Origin of the sequence: Micromonospora sp. NPDC005220 (assembly GCF_040607895.1) — a bacterium.
GTDB lineage: Bacteria > Actinomycetota > Actinomycetes > Mycobacteriales > Micromonosporaceae > Micromonospora.
The window spans coordinates 1-6,760 of record NZ_JBEXHP010000186.1 but is presented as its reverse complement, the minus strand read 5'-3'; the positions used below and the strand labels follow the sequence as shown (position 1 = coordinate 6,760).

The window sequence follows — 6,760 nt, the reverse complement described above, 5'->3', positions numbered from 1 at the left end:
ACGTTGGCCGTCTGCTCACCGTTAAGGGCGATCCGGGACTGGTCGCCCTGCGGCTTCGGCGCATTGGTCTGCACGGCAACCGCGACGGGCTTGGCATCCACCGGGGTGGCGGCGTGGGCGGCGACCGGGCCCGCGAACACACCACCGGCGAAGGCGAGACCAGCAACAGACAGCACACTCTTACGGAAGATCGTGTTCATGGGGGTAGCTCCTCCGGGGGTAGAACACCCGTGGCGCCGATCGGGGAACGGCGGTAACGGGTGTGAGCACCTCGTCCGGCGCTGCACATACAAGGGGAAAAGTCTTGGGGGGGTGACGTCCTGTCGGGCGTCGGGTCGGCGACCTCACGGGCGGGGGCTCGTGGCGCCGGCTCCAGATGTATCAACCGGGGGGCCGGGGTCATTCCGGGGGCGGCCCGTCCATCGGCACCCACGGCGAGACGGTCACCAGGTGGTCGTCCGTAGGGACGGCAAGGACCGGACCGGGGCCCGCATTCCCACCCCGTTGGACGGGGCGACGAGCCCGTGGCGCTGCGATCGTCAGGGTATGTAACGACCCCGGCCCCGCCATGATTCCGGCCCACCGGTGCGACCCGTCACGCCCCACCGACATCCTTAGCCGGACAACCACACACACAACACCCTGCTGGCGTAATCGGAAACCACGCACACCGGGCATGATCCACTTGCCACACCGATCGGGACGTCCCGGACCCCCGGAACATGCACGTGTCTCCCAGACATAGGTCACTCGGAGCTGATCCGGCGAGTGTTAGTCGTCCTACCCAGCGCTCGGCGGGATGGGGTGATCGTTGCGGTGCCGCCCGTCAGACAGCGGCGACGTACGAACATCGACAGCACCGCGGCGCTGGTAGTCGTCCGCCAGAATCGCGACTAGCGGCGGGATGGCAGGACGCGAGACCTCGGGGGCCAACTTCGAGAGCTCCTCGATCTGCTGGATAGACACGTCGCGCAGCCAACCCCGCCGGCCTTTGACAAGTTGGCCGATCACGTCCTTGAACGCCTGCGCCTCGCCGCCCTGCCAGACCACCAAGCCGACGCGCATCGCGGCGAACACCTCTGCCACATCGCGGTCGTCGACAAGGTCACGTTCGTAGATCGTGAACAACCGGGGGAACTCGACGAACAGATTCGGGTGCTGCGCCAGCACCGGGGCAAGCCGCACCGCTGCCTCGGTGCCCTCCGACCACAGCACCATCTGGGCCAGCTGGTGTACGTCAACGTATTGGAGGCGACCAGCGTGGTGGACGAGATACTCGATGAGGAGGTTGACGATCTCCCGCGCCGAGGACTTGGTCGTGGCGGCCATGATGGTGTCGTGGTCGCCCGGGCGTTCGTCACGGTGCACCAGGGACGACACCACCTTCATGCACACGTCGCCGCGCTCGTCGTACCACTGCCCTACTCGACGACCGTGCAGGGCGGTCGCGCCGAGGAGGAACTGAAGCTCGCGAGATGAATCGCCCGCGAGGCGGGCTTCGTGTGCGTGCCGCAACAACCGGTCGATCGGTACGCTCCGTTTGGACACCAGTGGCTCGCCATCGGCGGAGAAGTCGATGGCAGAGAGAAGCATCGCCCAGCCATTATCGTCGAGACCGGCATGCAGGAACCTGATGGTGGACTGCCACCAGGACAGTGGCTCACGATCGTCGGGCACGAGCTCACCCAGGGCAATCGGCGCGTTTGTGAGTTCGACCAGAAGTGTGAACAGATTACCGAGATACGCGGCGACGCGGCCGAGCAGGTTACGCCCGGACGGGTTGTAGTCGCGAAATCGTCCGAACGTCTCGCGCTCCTGGCTGAAGCGGATGAGCGATTTCAGCTCAGCGACGATCATGCCCTGCAGCTCAGGCGACCTGGTCTCGAACAGTTCCCGAACGAAGGGCATGATCGCGCCTCCGACCGACAGTTGCTGGTGCGACAGCAGCGCGAAGAACTGGTCGTCGGTCCACTCTTGGCCGACCGGCAGGTATCGTCGCGCGTTCGCGAGGCCGTCCAACTGGTGCAATACGTGGTAAGCGATCAGGTACTCACCGAACGTCGCGTGCAGAAACTCGTAGCTGCTGCCGGTGACGAGACTGCTGTTGACATCCGCGGCATGAATGAAGAAGAACCTGGCGATGGTGCGGATCGCCGGATCCAGCGGGTGGGGCGGGCGCTTCCGGTTCCCGGTGGACGCGGCCGACGAGTGCAGCATCGGCGCGAGATCGAGATCCAGGTCCTGGCCACTCACCGATTGCTGCCCCCGGTTGAACATGGCGAACGCCGCGATCCCGAGTTGCCACAACTCGCGGTCCGCCTGGGCGGCGGCCTCGTCCCCACCCAGCGGTCGGCCCGCCGGCCGGGGCGCCTTGGTGACCTCACGACTCACGTAACCGTTGAGCAGCCACTGGTAAAGCTGCCCCTGCGTGACCTGACCGGCGCTGTCCACCGGCGGGTCGTCCGTCGCCCCGAAGATCGCCAGCATGAGGAGGAGCAGCGGCTGGCGAGCCAGCTCGCCCATCGACCACACGCTGTCCGCGGCCAGCGGCTTGACCGTCTCGTTGGCGATCGGCTCCCGATTGGCCTCGTTCCACATGTCGACCCACGCGCCGACCTGCTCCCGATCGAAATCGTTCAACTTGAGCACCAACGAGCCGACCGGGATATTCGCGATGTTGGCAACGACGGTACGGGAGGTCACCACGACAGAGACGGGCGAACCGATCGAGGCTTCCTTCTCCTGAAACGCCTGGACCTCATGCAGGAAGCCGGACTCGGTCGCGCCGGTGGCCTGCATCAGTTCGTCCAGACCGTCAAGGAGCACCACTCTCGTGACGTCCTGACTGGCGTCGGACAGCTCACGCCACCGCACGCCGAGGTGAGTGTCGTCATCCAGGAAATCCTGAATCTGCTGGTAGATCTTGACCGCCGGATTCTTCACCTCGCGAAGCGGCACACGGACAACCGTGAAATGCTCGGCCGGCAACCGCGCCGCCGTGATCTTGGTGAGCAGGGACTTGCCCGCGCCCGGATGGCCGAGAATCACCAGTGGGCGCTCCGTGCTGCGGGGCGAGGCGAAATACGCGGCGAGAATGTGATCCAGGCGGTACCCGTTCCGCTGCAGCTTCCACCACTCCTCCTCCCAGGGGCGAGACTGGCCGTCGGTGACAGCCCACTGGAAGTGCGGGTTCACGTAACCCGACTCGGTCGTGGGCATCCGCAGGCCCGACATCTGATCCATCTCGGTGACCTGAGCGATCGGCTCCGACAACCGATGGCGGTTACGCTGCGCCATGATCGCCCGGGCGCGTTCGTGCTGACCATCGAGAAAGCGCGGCAGATCGTTGAGGAGCTTCTCCATGAACGCGAGCGACCGTTGCTGGAACTCCAACGACTTCTGCTGTGCGGCCTCTTGCGCCGACGCCACCGACTCGATCTCGTCCAGCAACGCCCACATGCCAAACTCCGGCACGTCAGCCGCCAGCCGCCGGTAGTCATCGCGGTACAGCGCGGCCGCGGTCTCGGCGATGTTCGCCTGCAGCGATTGTCCGAACTGCCAGCCCGCGACGGCCTCTATCTTCTCCCAGGCGGCGAGGCCCCGGAAGAAGCCCAGACAGTGCTCCGTCAGGGCCATGAAGAACGGGGTTATCGAGGCCCGCAGGTTGGCCTCGAACCCACAGCCCGCCCAGGGCAGCGGCAGTTCCGTACGCAGCAGGTACGAAACAATCGTCTCGTGCGTGACGGCGCCTCCCCCGCCGACCATCCGCTGTTTCTCGACCTCGGTGAGCCGAAGGCTTGCGTAGTGCTTGCCCAGCACCTTTTTCAGGGCAGCGAAGAACGCGCCCGCGGCCACCGAGGTATGCGCGGCCGCGATCAGCTGATGCCGATCCCGGCCCTTGACACCGAGGGTCCGCTCCCGGAAGCGGTCGACGGCCGTCGAGATCTGCTGGACCAGCTCGTTCTTCTGGTCGATCCATCCCCACGCGGCACTTATCGCCGGCACCGCAATGCCGGCACCCCCGCTGCCGAGGGCCGCCAACCCCAGCAGGGTGGCGAGCCTTTGACTCCACCCCGGGTCCTGCTTGCCGAGAATACGGCGGGCGGTGTCGAACGACATTGACGAACCGCTCAACGAAAGTCCCTTCAGACGACCACCGGGAAGCGGCCACCCTAGCCCTTCGGAACCGGGCGAGCAGTCGGTTATCCGGCAGTCCCCCGCCCCGGTCAGCCCCGCAGATCCGCGCCTGCCGAGGCACGACGCACCACACCCCCCCGCAGCCAATGCACCTGACATGCGCGAAGGCCGAAGAACGTCCCGAGCGACACCGGCTCCGGTGGGCGTTACCCTGACACCATGCAGGCCGTCTCCCCCACCGCGACCGGCGTGGCTTTTCTGGCCCGCCCGGGTCGCCCCGCTGTGGTGGCACGGACGCTCGCTGAGCTGGCCGGCCCCACCCGAGGCGTGGTGGAGCTGCCGGTACGGCTGATGTGGAACGCCGAGCGCACCTTCGACCTCGGCGACCCCGACCAACTGCTCTGGATGTACGAGAACGTGCTTCGCGAAACCACCCGGGCCGAGGATCTGCGCGCTCTGATCAACGGGCGGACGCTGCGTCGGGTGTGGCGACTACTCAACCTGCCTCGGGGCGTACGCCAGGCGTGGGAGAGCCGGCACCGCGGCCTGCGCACGGCGTGACCGAGCCCCATCTGCACGAGTTCTACCGGGAGGTGGCCCGGGTGGCGCTGGCCGCCGCCGGGCCGTACCGGTTCGTTCTGGGTGGTGGGGTGGCGTGGGCGGCGCACGGGCTGGTTGCCCGACCGACGGAGGACGTCGACCTCTTCGCGGACGTGGAGGGCGCCGCGGCGGCCGCGTCCGCCGGGGTGCGGGTGGCCCTGGAGCGGGCCGGGTTCATCGTCAGCGACGCCGACCCGGACAGTGAGCTGGCTGAGCTGTTCGACGGGTACGAGCAGGACATGAAGGACTTCGTGGTGAGCCGCGACGGGCGGCAGATCCGGCTCAGCCTGGCCCGGTTGGACCGCCAGCAGAGTCCGGTGGTGATGGACCTCGGCCCGGTGATGGACGTCCGCGACCTGGTGGCGAACAAGATCGCGGCGTTGGTCAACCGGCGGGAGGTTCGCGACTTCATCGACGTGGCGGCGGCCCTCGACCACTACGACGTTACCGAGCTGTTGGTGCTGGCACGGCAGGTCGACCCCGCGCTGGACCCGGACGACGTGCGCGCCGCCGGCCGTTACCTGGACCGGCTCTCCGACCAGCGCTTCGGCCGCTACGGCCTGGGCGCCGCCGACATCGCCGAGATCCGGCAACGCTTCGCCGCCTGGCCACGCTGACCACCGGGCCGCGCGAAGGACCCGCACCCACACGGGCCAGGCGAACAACCCTCATTAGCAAGGGCCGCGCGAACCAACAGCGGCCGGCGACCCCGGGTGTCGCGTGGAGGGCAGCAGAGCAAAGCACGAACAAGGGCCGCGCGAACAAGCCCACCAACAAGGGCCGCGCGGAGGACCCGCACCCACACGGGACTGCGCGAACAGGTCACCCTGCCGGGTGGGCATCCCCGCTCGGACGCCCACGCGACGACGGATCACTTCGTGGGTCGACCGCCGGTGACCCCCAGGATCTCGCCCGTTACGTAGCTGGACTCCTGCGAGGCGAAGAAGACGTACGCGGGCGCCAGCTCGGCCGGCTGACCGGGGCGCCCCTCCGGGGTGTCGGTGCCGAACTGCTTCACCTTCTCCTCCGGCATGGTGGCCGGGATCAGCGGCGTCCACACCGGGCCGGGCGCGACCGCGTTGACCCGGATGCCCTGCTCGGCGAGGTCGGCTGCGAGCGCCTTGGTGAAGTTGGCGATCCCCGCCTTCGTGGTGGCGTAGTCCAGCAGCTGCGGCGACGGGTCGAACGCCTGGATCGACGACGTGTTGATGATCGCCGACCCCTCGGGCAGGTGGGGAATGGCGGCCTTGCAGAGCCAGAACATCGCGTACAGGTTGGTCTTGAACACCCGGTCGAGCTGCTCGGTGCGGATCCCGAGAATGCCCTTGTCCTGCGCCATCTGGTACGCCGCGTTGTTGACCAGGATGTCAAGGCCGCCCAGGTCACGCACCGCCCGATCAACCAACTCCTGGCAGTGCGCCTCGTCGGTGATGTCGCCACGTACCGCGACGCCCCGCCGGCCGGCGGCCTCGACCAGCCGGATGGTCTCCCGGGCGTCGGCGTCCTCCTCCTCGCCGAGGTAGGAGATGAGCACGTCCGCGCCCTCCCGGGCGAAGGCGATCGCGACCGCCCGGCCGATCCCCGAGTCACCGCCGGTGATCAGCGCCCGCTTGCCGTCGAGCTTGCCACTGCCCCGGTACGACTCCTCCCCGTGGTCCGGCTTCGGGGTCATCTCCCGGGTCGAGCCGGGCGCTGACTGCTGCTGGGCGGGCTGACCGGACTGCTGGCCGTACTGGCTGGTCGGATCCTGCTGGGTGTGCTGGTCCTCGCTCACTGATGTCTCCTCGTTGCGCACAGGAAGCGGGGGCTCTCCCGCGAAATCTGGTCTCTGACCGCCCTACCCTGCGGCGGCCTGCGGAAACCGCCGCGACCTCCGGGGCTGACGTGGCGCAGGTGACGGCTGCTGGCTATGGTGCGCAAGGCGCTCACGAGGCGCGTCCACCCCCATGGAAAGGCACGTCATGATGACCTCTCCCTCCGGCCCGTCGCGCCGCCAGGTGCTCGTCGCCGCGGCGGCCGCGGC

General features: G+C 67.9%; 4 protein-coding genes and 1 pseudogene. 2 read left to right on the top strand and 3 right to left on the bottom strand.

Annotated features, from left to right (window positions below; translation table 11 throughout):
- Both ABZU52_RS31400 and ABZU52_RS31395 read right to left on the bottom strand, forming a co-directional pair.
- A pseudogene (locus ABZU52_RS31400) lies at nt 1–200 on the bottom strand (hypothetical protein); the annotation flags it as partial.
- 580 nt (nt 201–780) lie between these two features.
- Entirely contained in the window at nt 781–4,119 is a 3,339-nt protein-coding gene (locus tag ABZU52_RS31395) for an ATP-binding protein (protein WP_354974546.1), read from the bottom strand.
- Nucleotides 4,120–4,356: 237 nt separating this feature from the next.
- Here ABZU52_RS31395 and ABZU52_RS31390 point away from each other — a divergent pair, with 237 nt between their 5' ends.
- Together ABZU52_RS31390 and ABZU52_RS31385 are read left to right on the top strand one after the other, a co-directional pair.
- Nucleotides 4,357–4,698: a hypothetical protein gene (locus ABZU52_RS31390; RefSeq protein ID WP_279519610.1), complete on the top strand. Its 342-nt coding sequence runs from the start codon at nt 4,357–4,359 to the stop codon at nt 4,696–4,698.
- Nucleotides 4,695–5,354, top strand: a complete 660-nt coding sequence (locus ABZU52_RS31385) for a nucleotidyl transferase AbiEii/AbiGii toxin family protein (RefSeq protein ID WP_354974545.1) — start codon at nt 4,695–4,697, stop codon at nt 5,352–5,354. Before ABZU52_RS31390 ends, ABZU52_RS31385 begins: the two co-directional genes overlap by 4 nt.
- A gap of 254 nt (nt 5,355–5,608) precedes the next feature.
- Here ABZU52_RS31385 and ABZU52_RS31380 read toward each other — a convergent pair whose 3' ends face one another.
- Entirely contained in the window at nt 5,609–6,511 is a 903-nt protein-coding gene (locus ABZU52_RS31380) for an SDR family oxidoreductase (protein WP_354974544.1), read from the bottom strand.
- Nucleotides 6,512–6,760 lie beyond the last annotated feature (249 nt).